11 protein-coding genes are annotated in these 20,994 nt (G+C 67.6%); 3 read left to right on the top strand and 8 right to left on the bottom strand.

Annotated elements, in window-relative coordinates; translation table 11 throughout:
* Positions 1–448: 448 nt before the first annotated feature.
* Complete coding sequence (locus tag AB0J93_RS21400; RefSeq protein WP_363924071.1) at positions 449–1,090, bottom strand: hypothetical protein; 642 nt, start codon at positions 1,088–1,090, stop codon at positions 449–451.
* Positions 1,091–1,888: 798 nt separating this feature from the next.
* Here AB0J93_RS21400 and AB0J93_RS21395 point away from each other — a divergent pair.
* Positions 1,889–2,029 (top strand): hypothetical protein, encoded by a 141-nt coding sequence (locus AB0J93_RS21395; RefSeq protein ID WP_363924070.1) that lies wholly within the window; start codon positions 1,889–1,891, stop codon positions 2,027–2,029.
* Between the two features lie 158 nt (positions 2,030–2,187).
* On the opposite strand, the gene AB0J93_RS21390 is transcribed toward AB0J93_RS21395, so the two are convergent.
* From AB0J93_RS21390 to AB0J93_RS21360, 7 genes are all read right to left on the bottom strand, one after another.
* Positions 2,188–2,646, bottom strand: coding sequence for a hypothetical protein (locus tag AB0J93_RS21390; protein ID WP_363924069.1), 459 nt, complete (start codon positions 2,644–2,646; stop codon positions 2,188–2,190).
* Complete coding sequence (locus tag AB0J93_RS21385; protein ID WP_363924068.1) at positions 2,643–11,351, bottom strand: DNRLRE domain-containing protein; 8,709 nt, start codon at positions 11,349–11,351, stop codon at positions 2,643–2,645. Before AB0J93_RS21385 ends, AB0J93_RS21390 begins: the two co-directional genes overlap by 4 nt.
* A 165-nt stretch (positions 11,352–11,516) precedes the next feature.
* On the bottom strand, positions 11,517–12,221 hold the full coding sequence (locus AB0J93_RS21380) for an HAD family hydrolase (protein WP_363924067.1): 705 nt from the start codon (positions 12,219–12,221) through the stop codon (positions 11,517–11,519).
* Positions 12,222–12,352: 131 nt separating this feature from the next.
* The gene (locus AB0J93_RS21375) at positions 12,353–13,360 is read right to left on the bottom strand and encodes an acetyltransferase (protein WP_363924066.1); all 1,008 of its coding nucleotides are present in this window, start codon (positions 13,358–13,360) and stop codon (positions 12,353–12,355) included.
* Positions 13,361–13,652: 292 nt separating this feature from the next.
* Positions 13,653–14,225 carry a TetR/AcrR family transcriptional regulator gene (locus tag AB0J93_RS21370; RefSeq protein ID WP_363924065.1) on the bottom strand — a complete coding sequence of 191 codons (573 nt, stop codon included), beginning with the start codon at positions 14,223–14,225 and terminating at the stop codon, positions 13,653–13,655.
* Between the two features lie 67 nt (positions 14,226–14,292).
* Complete coding sequence (locus tag AB0J93_RS21365; protein WP_363924064.1) at positions 14,293–14,643, bottom strand: cupin domain-containing protein; 351 nt, start codon at positions 14,641–14,643, stop codon at positions 14,293–14,295.
* A gap of 70 nt (positions 14,644–14,713) precedes the next feature.
* Positions 14,714–17,416 carry a glucosidase gene (locus AB0J93_RS21360; protein WP_363924063.1) on the bottom strand — a complete coding sequence of 901 codons (2,703 nt, stop codon included), beginning with the start codon at positions 17,414–17,416 and terminating at the stop codon, positions 14,714–14,716.
* A gap of 41 nt (positions 17,417–17,457) precedes the next feature.
* Here AB0J93_RS21360 and AB0J93_RS21355 point away from each other — a divergent pair, with 41 nt between their 5' ends.
* Both AB0J93_RS21355 and AB0J93_RS21350 read left to right on the top strand, forming a co-directional pair.
* Complete coding sequence (locus tag AB0J93_RS21355; protein ID WP_363924061.1) at positions 17,458–19,389, top strand: amylo-alpha-1,6-glucosidase; 1,932 nt, start codon at positions 17,458–17,460, stop codon at positions 19,387–19,389.
* 140 nt (positions 19,390–19,529) lie between these two features.
* Positions 19,530–20,861, top strand: coding sequence for a glycosyltransferase family 4 protein (locus AB0J93_RS21350; RefSeq protein WP_363924060.1), 1,332 nt, complete (start codon positions 19,530–19,532; stop codon positions 20,859–20,861).
* Positions 20,862–20,994 lie beyond the last annotated feature (133 nt).

Here is a 20,994-nt window from a genome sequence, read left to right as displayed (position 1 = left end):
CATCCCCTCGACCTGGCCCCGGGCCGAGCAGGTCACCGCCGCGTTCACCCGGATCGCGGCGATCTCCGCACCCGGCTGACCCGCGCAGCCGCCGACCCTACGACCGGAGGAACCCAGGAGACCACGCCCGCCGCCGCGACAATCGGCTCACAACCATGCCCCGCCACCCAAGCAATCGACGTTACTCGATCGCAGCGGCCTGGATGGAGCACGTCCGCGTTACGCGTGAATCGTCGAGGTTAGCTACCCACCACCGCAGCGACCACCTGACCAGTCACCCCATTTCATCCGCATCGAATTCGAGGACATCGTTCAGGGTCGCCGTCCTGGCAGCGCAGGCTCCGGGCCGGCGTACTGGTTCCCAACCCCACCAGTCCGCCGACCCGGCCGGAGCCCCGCACGTTGCCGATTCAGCCCTCACTGCCTCACTGAGAGCTCGCCTGCACCGTTACATCGGAAACATTCCGGCGTACGGATCTGGCTCGCCGGTCCATGGATCAAACCCGGCCTTCCGCAGCCGCGTCTCCTCACCGAACGTCAGGTATTTCGCCGTGGCAATACCCCAGACGTTGGTGCCACTCAGCGGGCATTCCTCAAATTCCGCTTCCAATACCCGCCGCAAGAACTCCACCATGCCGCAGTCATAACGGCGCCATGCCGTGTCATCCCGGTTCCACACCAGAACCGGCCATCCATCCGGATCGTCACCGGACGAATCCCAACACAGAATGTCCGCGCTGGCGCTCACCGCCCACGCGATCAGCATCGGCTTGACCTCGGCAAGCGTGGATTCCTTACGAAACTCCGTCCACGCCGCCTCGGCATTGGCGGTCTCGCAAACCATTCCGCCCACTGCAGCGCCGGAAAGCACCTCCCTGGGCTCGGGCTCCTTGACCACCAAGAACTCAGCTATCGTCCCCGGACCGTACACGTCCATGAACTGGCGGTAGTCGGCCGGAAACTGCTTTCCCCAGGCCCTACTCATCCGTCCCCAGTCCACAGCCACGTCAGGCCCAATTGGGGGTGGCATCATTCGCCGCAGCGCCGTCAGACTCACAATCATCCTCTCGCTCACCTTGGCCCAGATCACGGCATTCCACCGGTCGGGACTGGCTGACCTGTCCGGGGATCGGTACGCCAGTTGCAACCGCAATTGGCCATTTGAGGCGAGTCAGCCGGGAACATGAGAGCGGTAGGGCCACGTTAAGCCCTACCGCCCAGAATCCAACCTCTAGTTGAACGGGTCGCTCTCGTGCCGGCCGGAACTCCGGTATCTACTCACTTCGTCCGTATAAATTAACACCGCCTCTGCATCACGATCAAAATACCTTTCCCAGAATCCCGGCGCCAAGAGCCTGGGCGGCCCAAAGGAGAGAGAACCTGAGGCACCGAATGCCACCCATCCATCTGCCATGTCGCCATCGGCCACCTCGAACATCCGCGAGTCCCAAAGCGCGGGCGTTCGCCAATCATCCCCAATGACTCGGAAACTGACACGTCGGCCATCAGGAACCTCGATCGACAGAACCCGGTACTCTTGCCCCACCTTGATCGATGGATGGCTTTCGACAGGTTCCCATGTGGTCGGACTAATGATCTTTATACATCTAACTAGCATGTCACCTCGCCGTACGGCAGGTCCCGCTGCCGGATGGGTCGTGGCCAACTGATTCACCCGGACCGCCCGTTGCCCGCACTGCGGGCAACATCGCGTCTGCTCATCACCGGTGGATAGACCCACTACCGGGACGTCGTACAGGTTCTTCTCGATCACCTTGCCGCCGGCAGTCACCGTGTTTAACCGGCCGAGCGGGTCGTAGTTGTACGACGCCGTCGGCCCACCGACGCGGCCAGCAGACGGTTACGGTTGTAGTTGAAGAGCGTGCGGGTGCCCTTGATCGTCTACTCGATGGCGTTGTTGTTGGCATCGTGGACCTACGTCTCGTCGCCCGGCGTGTCACGCGCCTTGTTCATCGACACCACCCGGTCACGCGGCTCGTATGTGTACGTGGTGTTGTTCCAGACGTAGGCCGAGGAATTGCCCGACTGCGTCTTGATGTTGCCGCTCGAGTTGTCCTTGCCGCAAACAACCGGGTCCTTACCTGGGGGGCACCCAGCGCTAAACAGCGGCTGGATGCCCGTTACCTCCCTCCCACGATGCACTAGTGAAACAGAGCGTTCCTAGCTCTACAAAGTAGAGGACGACTTCATAACTTCACGAACAAGCCGCCCCACCTCCGCGCTTTCCACCTTGGCTGGTGACTTAATCGAACCTTCCGACCGGAACATGAAACCACCGCGCCGCCCACGATTTTCCGTCGGACTGAAGGTGATAGAGCCGGTCACGTCAGTCTCGATGCCAACTGAGAGAGCGCCTGCGGCAAAGGCAGTGAACGACTTGACGCCGGCAAGCCGCAATAGCGGTTTGAGGTGTTTCTTCAACTCGTCGCTAGACTCCTCCAAGACCTGCCTTCCGCCGACCGCAAGACCTTCAAGCACTGCCTCGCCCAAGGATTCGTCAGGAGAATCAGCAGGCAAAGTCCGACACCAGCCGTTCAGAACGAACGGGCCGTTCAAGGAGCGCGAGTAGCTCACAATATAGAGGTCGCCGTCGTTACGGTGATAAACGTCGACTGTGCCAATCATTTTACGATCACGTACCTCACGTCGATCCCCCTGGCCATACCGTACCGGTACCCGTCAACCATAGCAGCGTACTGCGCTGCCGTAACTCTGCCCGACGGAATGCCCACAATCAGTTGCTTGCTCTTGATCTGCGACCTACTGATCCTAACATTACCCCATACGCTACCTTCATACTTCTCGAGTGCGCGAATATCGCTCCGTATCTCGGTCTGAAGGCTGCTAGTGGTTCGATAGCCCGTTGCAAGATCACGAGTTTTGATACTTACAGCGGCTCCAGTGCTGAAGTCGAAGGAGTCAATAGTCGGATTATTACTGGCCAATCCCCCCGGAAGCCCCAGCTCATCCATGATCTTGCGCTCCAAGGCATACCCTCGATCACTGAATGGCAAGTTCCAGAAGCCACGTCCAGCGGCTACGTCATCGGCGTGCCTGCCCAGCCGCACAGCCGTGACGAAAGCAGACGCCGCTGCGCCGATCGCGTTGGCGATCTTGCCGCCCGGGACAGCATCCACCGCCGTGAACCCGCAGGCGACCTTGTCACCCTGCACACAGGCTGGCGCGTCCGCGAAGGGCACAAATCCAATGGCCGCCTCGACCATCGGGTCCTTGCACAAGTCCTCGGGGATACAGGAAATAGGGATAGGCGTTCCTTGCGGAGAAGGCGACGGGGTCGCCCCCGGCCTAGGAGACCCACCGCCGCTGGAGCCGCCTGAGGTAGGTGTTGGAGTGGGCGAAGGCATGGGCGACGGGCTTGAGCCGCCTTCCCCAACCGTGTGGACGTGACCATCGATTTCGATGGCGCTGATGGGGTTGCCCCCGCCGAAGGCGTAGCGGTTGCCGGTGAAGGGGTTGAGGCCGAGATTCATGTCGGCGAGGGCGCCGTTGTAGCTGTCCCGCGACAAGAACCGGTTAAGGCCGGGGCTGTAGTCACGGAAGCCCATGTCGTACGACTCGGAGCCCTGGTCCCAGCGCTTGGCGTTGAACCGGTAGGCGTTGTACGGCTCCTTGGTGGGGTCCGCAGCGTCCGGCTTGTCGATGCCTGTGAACTCGGCCTCGTTGTTCTTGCCATACGCGGTGTAGCCGTACGTGGCCTTCGTGTTGCCGGTCCCGTCGGTCAGCTGTTCGACGTCGGTGTGCGGGTTGTACCCGTAGTACGCCTCCTCCTCGGTGCCGTCGTCCTTGTGCGTGATCTGCGACAGCCGCTGACCCCAGGGCGAGTACTGGTAAGACTTGGTGAGCTCGCCAGCCACCTCCTCGTCGAGGACCTCCGACGACAGGCCCAGGTAGTTGAAGGTGGTCGTCTTCTCCTTCGCCCCACCGGCGTCGGTCGTCTTCGTCGCCGTCCGATCCAGCGGGTCGTAGGTGTACTGGGTGACCGTGGTGCCGGTGCCGATGTTCTTGCGGTTCTCGATGACGTGGTCGAACCCGTCGTACAGGTTCTTCTCGATCACCTGGCCGGCGGCGGTCACCGTGTCGAGCCGACCGAACGGGTCGTAGTTGTACGAGGCGAGCGAGCCACCGGTCGACGCCGTCAGGAGACGGTTGCGGTCGTAGTTGAAGGTGGTTGAGGCGCCCTTGATCGTCTGGTTGATGACGTTGTTGTTGGCGTCGTGGACGTAGGTCTCCGTGTCGGCGCCGTCACCGGCCCTGACCAGTTGTGTAAGGCGGTCACGCGGATCGTAGGTGTAGTCGCTTGTCGTGTTCAGGTACGCCGAGTTGTTGTCGGCGTTCATCTTCTTCGCGACGTCCCGCGTGCGGTTGCCGTTGAGGTCGTAGGTGAAGGTGTGCTCGGACACCAACGTCCCGTTCGACTTCTTCTCGACCTGGTGCCTCAGCAGTCCGTCGAGGTAGTACGTGTAGTCGACGGTGTTGTCGTTGCCCTTGGTCTCCTTCTTCTTCTCACCCCGGTCGGTGTAGGTGAAGGTGGTCGTCTTCTTGCCGGCGTCGGTGGCGGACTTGCCGTTGACCACCGTCGAGACCAGGTCGCGCTCGTCGTAGCCGTAGCTGGCGTACTGCTTGTCGTGCTCCGTGGTCAGCGGCGCGCTGTTCTCGTTGTAGGTGAAGGACGTCGTGTTCTTGACCGTCCCCGACTTGCGTTCGGTCACCGTCTGCACCTGGTTGAGGCCCGTGTAGGCCACCGAGTACGTGTCCACTCGGGCGTTGGGCGATGAGTCGGTGATGGTTTCCAGGTTGCCGTTCGGGTCGTACCGGTAGGCGTAGTCGACCTTCTCGTTGTCGGTCACACCGGTGTTGTCTCGCACCACCTTCACCGCGTCCGCCACCACCGTGCCGCTCGCCTGGTCGGACAGCGACACCGTGTGGCTGTTGCCCTCGGGGAGGCTGTACGAGCCGAGGCTCACCCACGTCCCGGCGTTGGCGGTCTGGTTGACCGTCTTCACCGTGTCCCCGCCATCGTGCTTGACGGTGTATCGAGCGTCCGTGGCGGCGCCGGACACCTGCGGGTAGCGGGCGAACACCTCGTAGGTGCCGGCCTGCGGCACGTTGAGCTGCCAGGTGAAGGTGTCCGTCCCGGTGCCCGCCGGCCTGGTGGCGTAGTTGGGACCGTATTTGTTCCCGGCCGTGGTCGCGGCCGTCCAGGTGCCGGTGGTGGTGACGTTGTTGAAATCGGAGTTGTCCACCAGCACCACGTGCTTGCCGACCGGCACGCCGTCGTCCGTGCGGGACGCCAGCTTGCCGTCCGGGAAGTACGACCAGGTCATCGTCCGGTTCGACGATCCACCCGCCGACGTCACCGTCCGCGCCGTCTGCGCGCCGAGCTTGTTGTAGTCGTACGTCGTGACGATGTCCCACGGGTCGCTGCTGGACTTGGTCCAGCCGTTGTCGAAGTACGAGTACGTCGTGTCGTTACGAACCGACTCCCCCGCCGACGGCGGCATGCTCACCTTCGCCAAGCGGCCCACGTCGTCGTAGTGGTATGTGGTGACGTCCGCGGTCGTGTATCGGGCGTCGTCCTTGTCGTACGCGGTGCGGGTCTCCTTCACCCGGTTCAGCTCGTCGTAGACGCTGACGGTGGCGAAGTCGTCCGGGTCGTCCGTGGTGGCCACACCGCGCGGGCTGATGACCCGCGTCTGGTTGCCGACCTCGTCGTACTCGTACTTGGTCGTCCGGTAGGTGATGTCGCCGTTGTCGTTCTTGTGCGGCACCTTCACCTCGGTCGGCTTGCCCCGCCGGTCGAGGGTCACCTCGGTCGTGTTGCCGAGCTGGTCGGTGGTCGCGGTGACGAGGCCGTCCCGGTCGTACCGGCTGGTGGTGAACTTGCCGATGGCGTCGGTGACCTTGGTGACCCGATGCGCCCAGTCATAGTCGTAGAGGGTCGTGTAGTCGGAGGTCGATGCCGACGCGTTCTTGCGCGGGTCGACCACCTTCCTCACGTTGCCGACGTTGTCGTACTCGTAGGTGATGCGGTGCCCCTCGGCGTTTGTCACGCTGGTGAGCTGGTAGATCGGGTCGTACGCGTTGGTGGTGACGTAGTCGCCAGCCACCGTCGTCAGGTTGCCCTTCGGCTCGGTGGCGGTCAGCAGGTTGCCGACCTTGTCGTAGGTGAAGGACGCCCTCCGCTCCGGGTCACCGGTCTGGTCGACCGGCGCCAGCGTGTAGGTCAGCTGGTCCGCCTTGTCGTACGACGCGGTGGTGTACGCGCCGTTCGGGGCGTACGACTTCACGACGTTGTCGTTCTGGTCGTACTCCGGGGCCGGGGTGACGATGAAGTCGCCGGCCGCCTGGTCCTTCGGCACCCGGTTCTCCAGCGGACGGCCGAACGTGTCGTACGTCTGCGTGGTCTCCTTCTCGTACGCGTCGATCACCTTCGTGACCTGGCCGCGCACGTCGTAGACGAACTCTGTCTCCTTCAGCGTCGCGTCGATGATTTTCTGTGGGTAGCCGTTGTCGTCGAACAGGTCGTTCTTGGTGGTGTTGCCGTTGGCGTCGGTCGCCGTCAGCATCTGGCCCCACGCGTCGTAGGTGTAGGAGGTCTTGTAGTCCTCCGGGTCCGACGTCGTGTTGCCGATCGGGTCGATCACCCAGGAGAGGTCACCGTCGGCCTCGTAGCCGAAGGTGTGTTTGCGCCCCTCCGGGCTGGTCTTCTCGGTGAGGTCGGCGACGTAACCGTTGAGCTGGCGCTGGTAGGTCAGCACCGTGCCCGAGGTGCCGTTCTTGACCGCCTCCGCGTCCTTGATCTCGGTCGGGTAGCCGGTCTTGGCGTCGTACGCCCAGGTCGAGACCGCGCCGTTGGCCTCCTCCAGCCGGGTGACGTTGTGGTCGTCGTCCCAGCCGAGCTTGGTGATCTCGTTCTTCGCGTTGGTGGTCTGGTACGGACGGCCGTAGCCGTCCATCCGGTACGCCGTCGCGTGGTTCTCCGCGTCGGTGACCGTTGTGTCGATGTTGTTGCCCTGCGGCCCGTCCGGGTCGGTGTACGCGAAATGGGTCGCGTGGTTGAGCCGGTCGGTGTAGGTCTTGGTCGTCCAGTGGAACTTCGGGTCGTCGCCGGTCTGCGGGTAGTTGTAGACCAGGTTGGTCGCGTTGGCCCGCGGGTCGGTGACCTTGACCAGCTTGACGTTCTTGTTGCCCTGGGTCATGTCGTAGGCGAACTTGAACGTCTTCGGCGCGCCGTTGGTGGAGCCGGCGCCGTCGATCAGCTCACCGAGCAGGCCCTTGTCGGTGTACGTGAAGGTGAGCTTCCGTCCCGAGATGTCGGTGATCTGCGAGACCTTGTCGATGATGTGCGGGTTGGTCAGGTTGGTGCCTGACTTCCGCGTCCAGGTCGTGTCGTCGATGTAGTCGAACGCCTGGCCCTTGGCGTGGTAGTCGACGGTGAGGGTGCGCCGGTCGGCCGCGTCGGTGATGTAGCGGAGGAACTTGGTCGGCTTGTTGTTGCTCTTGCGCTCCTCGTAGGTGAACACCATCTCGTTGCCGTTGTTGTCCACCACGCTGGACAGAAAGCCCTCGCAGTCGAAGAAGAACTGCGTACGGTCCGGCTTGGTGAGCACCCAGGCCCGCGGCTCCTGCGTGTTGGGCTTGCACTGCACCGGGCTGTGCTTCTGCAGGTACAGGTGCACGCCCTTCGGGCTCTTCCACTCGTTCGCCGCCGAGTCCCACGTGAACCAATGGCTGGTGCCGTCCCCATCGGTCAGGGTGACCTTGGTCGGGTTCGGGTTGGGGTGGAAGTCCAGCGGGGTGCCCAGCCGCATCAGCGACGACGCCTGCAGCGACCAGCCGTAGCCGGCGACCGTGTCGCTGGTGTCCAGCGAGTTGTACGCCAGCCGCACGAACGTCGAAAGACCCCGCGACGGGTTGGTGAACGCGTTGTACGACCAGACGGTGTTGCCGGCGTACAGGTTGTTCATCACGGTGGAGCCGGCGCCGGTGTTCTTGCCCGCGTACGAGTAGAACTTCTCCAGGCCGAGCTGGTCGGAGGTCGGCTCCTCGACCGCCACGTTCTGCGGCAGCGCCTCGATCGGCGTGGTCTCCGACAGCTTCTTGCCGGTGAGCTTGTTGCGCAGTTCCCACTCGATGACGTACGGCGTGCGCTTGCTGCCCTCCGTCGACGATGGCGGGGCCTTCACCTGGGCGGCGACGTCCACCGTGCCGCCGGCCGGCACGTTCTTCGGCAGCGGCGTGCGCGGCTCGAAGCTCGCGTCGGCACCGTCGGTGACGCCGTCGGCGCGCTTCCAGTCGTACGACAACTCCCAGTCGCTGGTGTTCCAGGCCGCGAGGGTCGGGTTCGACACGGTCACCGGCAGGGTGTACGTGGTGTTCGGCGTGAGCACCTGCGGGGTCGAGGCGGCGTGGTACGTCGACTCGGCGGTCTGCTCGAGGTAGGTGACCTCCAGCGTCGGCCGCAGCATCGGCTCGGCGCCCTCGGAGGAGAGCAGCATCGCCCGGGCGGTCTGGTTGACCTCGTCGCGCTGGCGCAGCAGCAGGCCGTAGTTGCTGGCCGGGGTCTTCACCCAGCCGTCGACGGCGGCGGTGACGTCCCAGGTCTCCCACTCGGGGTCGTTGGTGAAGCCGTTGAAGCTCGCCTTCCAGGCGGCGTCGTAGTCACCGCCCGGCGTGGTCCAGGCGTTCACCCCGTCGTAGGTGTTCCACGTCGCCTTCGTCTCGTTGAAGGCGCGCTTGAGCTTGTAGACGTCGACGAACTCGTCGGTGTCCGTGCCGGGGAACAACGCGTTGTTGTACATCCGCAGCTCGGCGCCGACGACCCTGGCATCGGTCGGGATGCCGGTCAGCGTCGGGAACTTCACCACACCCCGGGAGTCCCCGTAGTACGGCGAGTTGTTACCCGGGCTGACGTAGGGGTCCCCGTCGTAGACGTCGACGTTCTCCGTCGGCCGCGCTGCGGAGAGCGTGGTGTCGATGACGCCGTTCGAGCCGGTCGCGTCGGTCGCCGCCGTCCGGTAGATCCGGGTGATCTGGCCGGCCTTCGGCAGCATCGCCGGCTGGGTCGGGCCGGCGAGCAACTGCCCGTCGCGGGTCTTCACCGCGACCATGTAGTAGAAGAACTTGCGTGCCATCGGGTCGGTGTTGTCGGCCGCCGTCGGCTCCGCGGTGGTGTCCTGATAGGTCCGCGTGCCCGACGAGACGGGGGCGATAAGCGTCGCCGCCGACGGCGTGAAGGTCTGGTGCACGCTGCGGTGTACCTGGTACTCGACGATGTCGTCACCGGTCGCCGTTGACGGGTCGACGTACGCCGGCCAGGTCAGCACCGCACCGGTCGAGGTGATCGTGGTCGGTGGCTCCACCGAAACTCCCGGCCGCCCGTAGGTGACCACCAGCTTCGGCAGGTTGTAGTCCCGCCGGTCGTTCGCGTACGCGTACTCCGACGCCTCGTAGATCGGGCCGCCCCGGTTCTTGGTGGCCTCGTCCAGGGCCTTGATCATGAAGCCGTGGTTCGAGTGCGTTCCGTTCACCCAGTCCTGCACTAGGTTGCGGACGGGGAACGACGTCCACACGCTCGACTTGGCGTTCTCCTTGACCGCACCGGCCTTGGTGAAGCGCACCGCGTCGGCGTTCGCCGACGTGCCCGGGACGCCGTTGAGGACCACCTTGCCGGTGGTGCCGGCCACGAACGGGTGGGTGCCGAGGGTGACCCACTTGCCGGCGCTGTCGGGCGTCGTCTGGTCGACGGTGTAGGCCTTCGAGCCGCCGCTGTGGTGCACGGTGTACTTCGCGTTCGTGGGCCGGTCGGAGGCGCCGACGTAGTGCACCTCGACCTGGTAGTCACCCGACTCGGTGATGGTGGGCACCCAGGTGTGGGTGTCCGACGAACTGGCGCTGCCGTGGTAGCGGTAGTCCCCGTTGACCGCCTTCGGCGTCAACGTCGCGTTGCTCGAGTACGGCCACGAGCCGACCACCGACGTGCCGGAGTCCCCGTCGTCCTTGGTCACCACGTTGCCGGCTGGGGCGCCCGCGATGTTGCCATTCATGTTCGCCCAGTTGGCGGTGTCTTCGGACCATGCCGTCGTGACCCGCCGCGCCTCCATCGGCACGTCGTAGGCCCACTGGGTGTGGGTCTGCGAGTAGTACAGCTGCAACTGCGCGTCGTCGATGGGCGTGCTCGCCGGGATGGTGCCGAGGTTGAACTTCAGCAGCGATCGCCAGGTGTGGGTCGCCTCGGTGCCGACCTTCAGCTGGTAGGTGTCGTTGTAGTTCTTGGTCGCGTTGCCCGAGTAGATCTGAACGTCCTGCGCGTCGGCGGGGACGGGCTGGATCTTGATCGTCGGGTCGATGACCACCGGGTAGACGCGCGCCGGGTCGGCAAGCCAGCCGACGTCGGCGGTCACCGTGATCGTCGAGGTGCCACCGGACCGGGTCACCGTCTGGGTGACCTTGTCGCTCCACACCTTGCCGTGTGGGGACGACTTGTCGTCCTTGTCGTCGTACATGAACGGCGCCGGCATCACGAAGGCCGGCTTGCCGCCGCCCGGACGCACGAACGCGATCGAGCCGTCCTCCCGCTGCTGCGCGGTCAGGCCGGCGGTCTCCAGAGTGAACGTGTACGACGTCGGTCCGCTCGGAGCCTTGCGCAGAACGATTTTCTCCTTGAGCGCGGTCGCGGTGACGTCGTAGACGACGTCGGCGCCGTCGGCGATGCCCGGGTAGGTGACCGTCGAGCCGCTGACGTTCGGCGTCACGTCCTTCGCCGCACCGGCGAGGCCCAGCTCGATGCTGCGCCCGTCCCGTTCGAAGCGGACGAGCTCGTCCGAGCTGTCACCGAACAGGCTGGTGAAGGTGTTGCTGCGGTTGCCCTGGACGTAGCCCTTCTCGGTGGTCGGGCGGACCTTGGTGTCGATGGGCTGGAAGTGGCCCTTGGCGTCCTTGTAGTGCAGCGGCACCGCGGAGATCTCCGCCTGCGTCCGCCCGTCGGAGAGCTGGTAGACGCGGGCGTTCGCGGTCCGCTTGCCGGTCAACTCCCGGACCCGCTTCTGCGGCGGCCATGCCTTGGCCGGTAGCGCCTTCTCGTGGACCGTCAGCCCGGCGCTGACCACCTCGGGCTTGGTGCGCCTGGTACCTCCGTCGACCAGGTCCCGCGCAGCGCCGCCGATGCGCTCCAGCAGGCCCGGCCCATCGTCGGAACTCGCTGCCGGGTCGGGTCGGTCATAGGTCAGCAGCTGCGTCCCGCCGACGGTGCTGCCCACCAGCGTGACCGCCAGGACCGCGATCAGCGGTCCCCGTAGTCTTCTCTTCACCCGTCACCCTCCGATCAAGGGCCAATACGACGGGTAGAAGCTAGGTAGGGTCGATACATCCCGGGCTATCGATCAGATAGCGATGCGTCCGAGCTTTCCGCGCGTCCGGTCGCCCCTCGAAGCGAGGATTGCGCGGACGCTTTGCGGCGGGCGGCCAGACGCCGCTCAGAAGTGGTGGAGCAGCTCCGGGAAGGCGGCGAGGCGCAGCAATCCCGCGTCCGCCAGGTCCAGCTCGTCGTGCTCCAGCACCCAGGTGTTCTCGTTGGGGATGAACACGGCGTTCATGCCAGCTGCCCGGGCCGGGGCGATGTCGGACTTCGGGGAGTTGCCGATCATCCAGGCTCCCGCCGGGTCGAAGCCGTGTTCCTTTGCCAGCCACCGGTAGGTGTCCACATTCTTCTCCGGCACGATGTGCGCAGCCCGGAAGTGGTGCAACAATCCGCAGGCGTCCAGCTTGCGCTGCTGCTCCTCCCGCTCGCCCTTGGTCAGCAGCAGCAGCTCGTGCCGGCCGGCCAACTCGTCCAGGGCGTCGGCCACGCCCGGCATCAGCTCGACCTGGTGGGTCACCAGCGCCACCGCCAGCTCGTCGATCTCACGGCGCTCCGCCTCGGTCGCCGGACGCTGACGCAGCTGTTCCAGACACTCCCGCAGACTTTGCAGGAAGACCTTGCTGCCGTACCCGTGGGCGACGGCGTTGGCCCGCTCGATGTCGTCGAGCACGGCCCGCAGCTGCGCCCGGTCGAGGGTGGGATGGTCCAACCACTCCAGGAAGTCGTCGATCACCCGCTCGAACACGACGTTGTTCTCCCAGAGGGTGTCGTCGGCGTCGAAAACCAGCACCCGGCCCGGCTCGATGGCTGCCTCACGCATCACCTCGCGGACTCTAGGCGAACAGGCGCACGGCGGACCACCGGATAACCGGGGACCCGTCCTTGATCGCCTGCATTCCAGTGACCGTCGTGCCGTGCTGTCGAGTCACTGGAATGCAGACGATCATCGGCTCAGGCCGGGGTGAAGACCACCCGCGAGCGGATCCGCCGGAAGCCGGTCCGCTCCAGCTCCGCCACCACCGCCACCCGGTGCGCGTCCACGTCGGCGACCACCTCGTACGCCCCGCCGCCGGCCAGCGCCGCGACAGAGTCGGCCAACAGCTCGCCCAATGCCGTACCGCCCTGCACCGTTTCGCCCAGTAGTCCGAGGTAGGCGATCATCGGGAAGCAGGCGTCGGCCGTCGGTCCCGCCAGGCCCACCGGTTCGTCACCGTCGAGGGCGACGCGCCAGTTGCCTGGCGGCGTACCGGTCAACCAGCCAAGCGGGTCGCGGGCCAGGTCCACCCCGGCGACCACCCGGGCGGTCTCGACACCGGTCAGCACGACCGGTTCACCGATCCGGGCCACCAGAGCCTCGACCTCCGCGGCATCGGCGGCGGAACGGAACGAGAACCGGCCGGACGGAGCTGGCAGCGGGCCACCCGCCCAACTGAACCTGATCCGCTCTCCCCGCTCGACCAGTCCCGCGAGCCGGGCCGCCGCCATCGCCGCCTCGGCGACGGACCGCACCTCGGGTTGCCGACGCCAGTACGCCGGCAGAGCCGCGTGGTACACCTTCGGGCCGCCCAGCGCGTCGTGCGCGGCCCGCAGCAACGCAGCACCGATCTCCGGCGCCGTACCGGTTGGCCGCGTTGGGTCGACCAGCGGCGGGTCGACCAGCCGCGTGGTGTCGACCGACCCGGCTGGGTCGGCCGACCGTGCCGCATCGGCGGACGGCCTGAGGTCCAGGTCGAACCGTTCCAGCCACGGTTCGCCGACGGATCCGGGTGGCAGCAGCCACGCGGCGCGACCCACCACCCGCCCGGCGCGCAGGGCGATCCAGGTGTGCTCCGGCCGGTAGCCGCCACCGGCGATCCCGTCGGCGTAGCTGATCTGTCGCAGTTGCGGCAACGGGTCGGGCATCGAGTCGAACAGTTCTTCCTCGCCCGCGACGAGCGGGCGGATGACCAGATCGGTCATGGCAGATCCTCCGGGGACAGCGACGCCCCGGGTCAGATCCGCGTGGACGCCGGGCCGCGGACGGGGCGCAGAACATCGGACATTGTTCTGACCTCCTCTCCCACTCGACGGCGTGCCAGCGAACCTACGCCCCCACCCCACCCCCCGCAACCACACCCCACCCACCCCGCCCAACCCAACCCGTTGATCAAGAAGTTTGCGTCGTCCTCGCCCGCGAAATCCGACGCGAACTTCTTGATCAACGAGGCCGAAGGGCCGGGCGGGAGGCCGAAGGGCGGCCGGGTGGGGTGGGTCAGTGGGGGGTGAAGAGGTCGGTGCTGAGGAGGCGTTCGCGGTGGTCCTGGGTGTCGGGGCGTAGGCGACCGCCGCGGGTGAGCATCACCATGCCGTGCAGCAGGCTCCAGCCCAGCTCGGCGAGGATGTCGGCGTCGCGGCCGGCGGCCAACGGCGTCAGCGCGGTGCGCAGTTCGCCGAAGGTGGCCGCGACCGTCTCGGGGACCTGCTCCACACCGAGGGTCAACTCCGGCGTGTGGGCGAACATCGCGTCGTAGACCTCCGGATTGGCGTACGCGAAATCCAGGTAGGCCGCCAGCACCGCCGGCCAGACCTCCGCCGGGCGCTCGACCGCGGTGCGGGCCCCGGTCAGCGCGGCGGCCAGGTCGGCGAAGCCGCGCACCGCGACGGCGGCGACCACGGCGTCCCGGTCGGCGAAGCGTTGATAGAGGGCACCGAGGTCGACGTCGGCGCGTTCGGCGAGCCGGCGGGTGGTCACCGCGGCCAGGCCCTCCGCCTCGGCCAACTGCCAGGCGGTGGTGACGATGGCGTCACCGTCCCGCCCGGTGCCTGGTTCGTCTGCTCCGGACACGCCGCTGATGCTAGCCCTGCTCCACGCAGAGTCATTCGGTCGCGACGGATTGGCGACTGAAGGGAGGTCAGTGATCGGGTGATCCGACCACCGTCGAGTGGTACCGCCCCCAGATGGTGGCCCGCTCCTCGTCCGTGGATGCCGTGTGCAGGGCCGCGACCAGTTCATCCACCTCCGGCGACATGATCGCGATGATGTCGGCACCCTCCGGATCGACGGTGGCGAAGGTGTGGGTGGTGCCGGCCGGAATCACCACGTGCTCGCCCGGTTCGAGAATCCGTCGTTCGGCACCGACGAGGACCTCCAGACGCCCCCGGAGGACGACGAAGCCCTCGGTGGACCGGTGGTGCTGATGCGGTGGCGCCTGATCGCCCGGGTAGTGGTCCAGCTGCCACCTCCGCACCACGAAGTCACTCATGGCGGTGACCATACCCACCGCAGGCGACACTGTGGACCGCACCGACGCGGCCACGGCACGGCAGCCCTGGTCAGCGGCGCAGGGTGAGGATGAGGTCGGCGACCAGGGCGGTCCAGCCCGTCTGGTGCCAGGCACCCAGGCCGGCGCCGTTGTCGCCGTGGAAGTACTCCGGGAACGCGATCAGGTCACGCCAGTCCGGGTGGGTCTGAAAGAGCTGCGCCGCACCGTAGATCGGTCGGCGGCCCCAGCCGTCGCGGGTGAACAGCGCGATCAGCCGGGCCGACAGGTCGTCGGCGATCTCGTCGAGGGTCTTCTTCACCCCGGAACGGGTCGGATACTCCACCTGGAGGTCGTCGCCGAAGAACGCGGCGTAGTCCCGCAACGCGCTGATCAACAGGAAGTTCGTCGGCATCCAGATCGGGCCGCGCCAGTTGGAGTTGCCACCGAACAGACCGCTTGTCGACTCGGCGGGCTCGTAGCCGACGCAGAACTCCTGCCCACCGAGGGTCACCGCGAACGGCTTGTCCAGGTGGGCACGGGACAGCGTACGCAGCCCGTACTCGGAGAGGAACTCGTCGGTGTCCAGCATCCGGGCGAGCAGCCGCACCACCTGCTCCGGGCCGCACATGGACAGCAGCCGCTGCTGCCGCCCGTCCGGGCCGAGCCGCCGCGCGCCGACCACCGAGGCGTACTCGGGCCGGTTGGTCAGGAACCAGCGCAGTCGGGCACCCAGTTCGGGCAGCCGGTGCAGGGTCCGCGCGGTCAGTCGGGTCACCGCGGCCAGCGGCAGCAGGCCCACCACCGAGCGCACCTTCAACGGCACCTGCGTGCCGTCGGCCAGCCGCAGCACGTCGTAGAAGAACGCGTCCTCGTCGTCCCACAACCCCTGGTCGTACGCGGCCGCCGCGATGTAGGCGAAGTGTTCGAAGAACTTCGTCGCGGTGTCCACCCAGGTGCGGTCGTGCTCGGCCAGCACGATGGCGATGTCCAGCAGGTTGAGCGCGTACATCGCCATCCAGCCGGTGCCGTCGGACTGCTCCAGCACCCCGGCCACCGGCAGCGCCGCCGAGCGGTCGAACGGGCCGACGTTGTCCAGCCCGAGGAACCCGCCCTCGAAGACATTGTTGCCGCCGGTGTCCTTGCGGTTGACCCACCAGGTGAAGTTCATCAGCAGCTTGTGCATCATCCGGGCCAGGAAGTCGTGGTCCCGGCTGCCGTCGATCTCGAACACCTTCAACGCCGCCCAGGCGTGCACCGGCGGGTTGACGTCGCCGAAGGCCCACTCGTACGCCGGAATCTGCCCGTTGGGGTGCAGGTACCACTCACGCAGCAGGAGCAGCAACTGCTCCTTGGCGAAGCCGGGGTCGACCCGGGCGATGCTCACGCAGTGGAAGGCCAGGTCCCAGGCGGCGTACCACGGGTACTCCCACGGGTCGGGCATGGAGATCACGTCGAAGCTGGTCATGTGCCACCAGTGGCTGTTACGCCCGTGCCGGCGACCGGCCGGCGGGTTCGAGCCGGGGTCGCCGTCCAGCCACCGTTTGACGTCGAAGTGGTAGAACTGCTTGCCCCACATCAGCCCGGCGATGGCCTGCCGGGCGATCAACGCCTCGTCGGCGCTGGCCTTGGCCGGGATGACCGCGTCGAAGAACCGGTTCGCCTCGGCGCGACGGGCCCACACCATCGCGTCGAAGCCGTCGCCCAGCTCGGCCGGCGGCGGCTCGCCGCCGCCGGGCGGCGGGGCCGTGCGGGTCAGCCGCAGCCGGATCCGCCGTTGCTCACCGGCCGGCACGTCCAGCACGTAGTGCAGGGCGCCCTTGGTGCCCTCCAACTGCGGGTTGACCGTCTCCGCACCGTCGACCACATGGTCGTTGATGCCGTCCTTCGGGTACGGGGTACGACTCGGCAGCCCCCACAGCCGCTCGGCGTTGGTGTCGTTGTCGCAGAGCAGCGGCGTCGGGTCGCCGTCGCCTTCGAGCATGATCTGACCGAGCACCCAGTGCTCGCCGACCAACCGCCGCCCGGCCCCGACGATCCGGGGCACCCGGTCACCGCCGGGCAGCCCCCACGCCCAGGTGTTGCGGAACCACAGGTGCGGCAGCACGTGCAGCCGGTCGGCTTCCTCGCCGCGGTTGGCCACGGTCACCACGATGCACATGTCGGTCGGGCCGGCCTTGGCGTAGTCGACGGTCACCGCCCAGTACCGGTCGTCGTCGAAGATGCCGGTGTCGACAAGCTCGTACTCCGTGTCGTCCCGGCCACGCAGGCCGTTGACCGCGACCAGCTCGTCGTACGGGAACGCGGCCTGCGGGTAGTGGTAGCGCCAGCGCATCCAGGAGTGGGTGGGCGTGGAGTCCTCGTACCACCAGTACTCCTTGGCGTCCTCGCCGTGGTTGCCGCCGTCGCCACCGAGGCCGAACATCCGCTCCTTGATGATCGGATCGCGTCCGTTCCACAGCGCGAGAGCGAAACAGAACGTCTGCCGGTCGTCGCACACGCCCGCCATGCCGTCCTCGGACCACCGGTAGGCTCGGGAGCGCGCATGGTCGTGGGGAAAGTAGTCCCAGGCCGTGCCGTGCTCGCTGTAGTCCTCCCGTACCGTCCCCCACGCCCGCTCGGACAGATAGGGACCCCATGCGCGCCAGTCCTGCTCCCCGGCATCGGCCTGGGCGAGCCGGATCCGCTCGACGTCGGGGGCCGGCGCGGAGGACGAACTGTCAGTGATCACCTGAACATCTTCGACGCCGCCGGGGTACTTCACCACAGCGGCCATTGTCGTCGTGTCGTGTTACACCTCGCCGCCGTGGAGGAAAGTTGATCGAGATTCGCTACGGTTCGCAGGTCTGCGGCGAGCTGACCAGCGCCGCCAGCCGCGAGTGGCTGGTGCCCGACGGCCTCGGCGGGTACGCCATGGGCACCGTCGCCGGTCTGCGCACCCGCCGCTACCACGGGCTGCTGGTGATCCCGGGTGAAACCCCGGCCTCCCGCAAGGTGGGACTGGTCAGCCTCGATCCGGCGGTGCTGCTGCCCTCCGGTGCCCGGGTGCGCCTCGGCGCGCACGAGTGGGTCTCCGGCGACGTCGACCCGCGCGGCTTCGAGCTGCTGGAGCGCTTCGACCTGGCCGACGGGCTGCCACGCTGGCGGTGGCGGGTCGGCGATGTGGTGATCGAGCGGGAGCTGGCCATGCTGCCCGGCCGGTCCTGCGTGGCGGTGGTGCACCGGCTGGTCAGCGGTGGCCCGGTCGAGCTGGAGCTGGCCGCCGCCTGCACCTGGCGGGATGCGCACGGCGAGCGACGCGGCGACGGGCCGCCGCTGCGGATGGACCCGGTCGACGGCGGCGCGTTGATCGAGGGGGCATACCGGCTTTCCGGGCCCGGTTGGTCGCCGCAGGGCCACTGGTGGCGGGGCGTGTACCACCGCGAGGAGGCGGCGCGGGGCCTGCACCCGGAGGAGGACCTGTGGTACGCGGGCCAGTTCCACGACACCCTGCACCGCCCCGGCGACACGCTGTCGGTGCTGGCCTGGGCCACGGACCTGGAGCAGGAACCGCCGCCGGGCCCGCAGGTGGTGGCGGCGGCGCGGCAACGCAACCGGCAGGTGGTCGCGGCGGCCAGGCCGGCCGACGCGGTCGAGGCGACCCTGGCGCTCGCCGCCGACGCGTTCGTCGTACGGACCGCCACCGGACCGGACGTGGTGGCCGGTTACCCGTGGTTCGGCGCCTGGTCACGAGACACGATGATCTCGTACGAGGGGCTTTTTCTGCGCACCGGCCGGGCCGACCTGGGTCGTGAGCTGCTGCGCTCGTACGCGGCGACGCTGTCGGAGGGGATGCTGGCCAACACCGCCGACACCGGACGGGTCGAGTACAACACCGTCGACGGCACGTTGTGGTTCCTGCACGCGGTCAGCCGGCACGTCACCGTCACCGGTGACACCGACCTCGGCGACCAGTTGCTGCCGGCGCTGCGCGCGGTGATCGACGCCCACGTGGCCGGTACCCGGTACGGCATCGCCGTCGACCCGGCCGACGGGCTGCTCACCTGCGGTGCCCCCGGTGCCGCGCTGACCTGGATGGACGCCCGGGTGTACGGGGTGCCGGTCACCCCGCGGCACGGCAAGCCGGTCGAGGTCAACGCCCTGTGGATCAACGGGGTGGCCGGCGTCGCCGAACTGGCCGAACTGGCCGGGCAGGACGCCGACGGGCTGCACCGGCTGCACGAGCGGGCGGTCAAGGCGTTCCGGGACCGGTTTCCCACCCCGGCCGGCTGGCTGCACGACGTGGTCGACGCGCCCGCGCCGGCGTACCCGCTCGGTGGTGCGGCCCACCACGACGACGATCTGCTGCGCCCCAACCAGCTGCTGGCCTGGTCGTTGCCGTTCGCGCCGATGAAGCCGGATGCTCCGGCGCTGGGGCACCTCGGCGCCGGGCTGCTCACCCCGCTCGGCCCGCGCAGCCTCTCCCCCGACTGTCCCGGCTTCCTCGGCCGGCACCGGGGCGGGCCGGCCGAGCGGGACACCGCGTACCACCAGGGCACGGTCTGGCCGTGGCTGATCGGCCCGTACGCCGACGCCGTCCGGCGGGCCGGTCTGCCGGTCGACGACCTGTTCACCGGCCTGGAGGCGCACCTGAGCGAGTACGGCCTCGGCTCGGTGAGCGAGACCGCCGACGGTACGGCCCCGCACACCGCCACCGGGTGTCCCTTCCAGGCGTGGTCGGTCGCGGAGCTGCTGCGCGTCCGCCGGTAGCGCTTTACACCCCCGCAACGGTTACGTCTCCGCTGGTTAGCCAGGTACGACCAGGATTGGTCCCGATCCGGCCGCAACGCGAACGCCACCCGCCAGGGGGCTTCCCAGGGGTGCGCGGAGACAACTCAAAGGGGGCGCGTATGTCACCGAACGCCGACGTGATCGACATCAACCCCGCACGCTCGCAGCGGGTGCTGATGCTGTCGTGGGAGTACCCACCCGTTCTCGTCGGCGGTCTCGGCCGACACGTGCACGCCCTGTCGGTGGCGCTGGCCGCCGCCGGTCACCAGGTCACCGTCGTCACCCGCCACACCGACGGCGCACCCCTGGAGGAATACGTCGACGGCGTCCGCATCATCCGCGCCGCCGAAGACCCCGTCACCTTCCCCCTCGCCACCAACTCACTACTGGCCTGGACCATGGCCTTCAACCACACCCTCACCCGCGCCGCCCTACGAGCAACCGCCACCGACACCTACGACGTCATCCACGCCCACGACTGGCTCGTCGCCCACACTGCCATCACCCTGCGCGACCACCTCGACCTCCCCCTCGTCACCACCATCCACGCCACCGAAGCCGGCCGACACCAGGGCTGGCTCCCCGAAGACATGAACCGCACCATCCACGGCGTCGAACACTGGCTCAGCAACGCCTCGAACCGGGTCATCGCCTGCTCCGGCTACATGCGCGATCAGGTCACCACGCTGTTCGACACCCCCGGGCACCGCGTCGACGTGGTGCCCAACGGCGTCGACGACCGGGCCTGGCGGGCCCGGCCCCGCGCGGTCGCCTCGGCCCGCGCCCGCTTCGCCGGCGACGGGCCGCTGGTCGGGTACGCCGGTCGACTGGTCTACGAGAAGGGCGTGCAGCACCTGGTCGACGCCGTGCCGAAGCTACGCGCGCGGCATCCCGGGCTGCGGGTGCTGATCGCCGGGGACGGACCCTACCGGGGTGAGTTGGAGGACCGGAGCCGTCAGCTCGGGCTCGCCGACACCGTGCGCTTCGCCGGTTTCCTCGACAACACCCAGTTGCCGGCGGTGCTCGGCGCCACCGATGCGACTGTCGTGCCGAGCCTCTACGAACCCTTCGGCATGGTGGCGTTGGAGGCCGCCGCGGCCGGGGCGCCACTGGCCGTGGCCCGCACCGGCGGGCTCGCCGAGATCGTCGAACCGGGCGTCACCGGCGTCACCTTCCCGCACAGCGACCCGTCGGCGCTGGCCGGTGCCGTCGGGCAGCTCCTCGGCGACGAGGTCTTCGCCCGCCGGGTCGCCCGGCAGGCACGCAGCATGGTCGGCCGACGGTACGGCTGGGCCACCATCGCCGCCCGCACCGCCGACACGTACGCCGCCGCCCGCCGCGAGCACACCGCGCCGCAGCCCCGGCGCATCACCGCCGAGCTGCCCGCGTGCCGGCAGACGATCGCCATCCCGGACGGCAACCTCCTCGCGGTCGGAGGAGCCGCCTCCTGAATGGCTGCGTCGGATAGGTGATTCCCGATCCGCTGGCTAGGGTCTGTGTCGAGGTCCGCGGTCCGACCGTGGGCCTCGACCAGACCCTAGGGGTGTACGCCGGACCGCGGCGGATGGGAGAGATGTGCGAGCG

It is taken from the genome of Micromonospora sp. NPDC049374, assembly GCF_040677165.1.
Taxonomy (GTDB): Bacteria; Actinomycetota; Actinomycetes; order Mycobacteriales; family Micromonosporaceae; genus Micromonospora.
The sequence above is the reverse complement of the archived record's forward strand: the minus strand, read 5'-3'. Positions and strand labels throughout refer to the sequence as shown.